1 protein-coding gene is annotated in these 1,333 nt (G+C 41.8%); it reads right to left on the reverse strand.

Annotated elements, in window-relative coordinates; translation table 11 throughout:
* Positions 1 to 1,333: MBG domain-containing protein (locus ACM55H_RS17895; RefSeq protein WP_416837810.1), on the reverse strand; the 1,333-nt coding region annotated here is incomplete at both ends.

The following is a 1,333-nucleotide window of genomic DNA, read 5'->3' on the forward strand; positions in this document are numbered from 1 at the left end:
AGCAACAACAATAGTAACAGTAGCCGTATCACAGTTGTTTGGATTTAATACCTCACAAATAGTGTAATTTACAGTATAACTTCCCGCCGGTGTGTTTGGTGCTACACTTACAGTTCCATCAGGATTTATAGTCAATGGTCCGTTTGGTGCAGAGCTTAATACTACATCCGTAGGACTAACAGGTGATCCGTTCAATGTATCGTTAGTGAAAACATTCACACCTGAATTCCCTCCAGTTGTTCCATTTACTGGAATTGCATTGGTATCCGCTACAGCATCAATAGCAGGAGCAGCAACAACAATAGTAACAGTAGCCGTATCACAGTTGTTTGGATTTAATACCTCACAAATAGTGTAATTTACAGTATAACTTCCCGCCGGTGTGTTTGGTGCTACACTTACAGTTCCATCAGGATTTATAGTCAATGGTCCGTTTGGTGTAGAGCTTAATACTACATCCGTAGGGTTAACAGGCAATCCGTTCAATGTATCGTTAGTGAAAACATTCACACCTGAATTCCCTCCAGTTGTTCCATTTACAGGAATCGCATTAGTATCTGCTACAGCATCAATAGCAGGAGCAGCAACAACAATAGTAACAGTAGCCGTATCACAGTTGTTTGGATTTAATACCTCACAAATAGTGTAATTTACAGTATAACTTCCCGCCGGTGTGTTTGGTGCTACACTTACAGTTCCATCAGGATTTATAGTCAATGGTCCGTTTGGTGTAGAGCTTAATACTACATCCGTAGGACTAACAGGTGATCCGTTCAATGTATCGTTAGTGAAAACATTCACACCTGAATTCCCTCCAGTTGTTCCATTTACTGGAATTGCATTGGTATCCGCTACAGCATCAATAGCAGGAGCAGCAACAACAATAGTAACAGTAGCCGTATCACAGTTGTTTGGATTTAATACCTCACAAATAGTGTAATTTACAGTATAACTTCCCGCCGATGTGTTTGGTGCTACACTTACAGTTCCATCAGGATTTATAGTCAATGGTCCGTTTGGTATAGAGCTTAATACTACATCCGTAGGATTAATAGGCGATCCGTTTAATGTATCGTTAGTGAAAACATTCACACCTGAATTCCCTCCAGTTGTTCCATTTACAGGAATCGCATTAGTATCTGCTACAGCATCAATTTCTCTAGGGGTAACAGTCAACGTCGCATCGGTATAGGCAACGGTATAGTTTGGATTGGTACCCAAAGTCACCGCAATCGGATAGTCACCGACATTGGAGAACTGTGTCGCGGTAGTGGCCAGGGTATAGTTGATGGTGTCTCCATTAACGGCACCGGTCACCACAGCGGTAAGTGCA

Origin of the sequence: Flavobacterium cryoconiti, assembly GCF_048158645.1 — a bacterium.
GTDB lineage: Bacteria > Bacteroidota > Bacteroidia > Flavobacteriales > Flavobacteriaceae > Flavobacterium > Flavobacterium cryoconiti.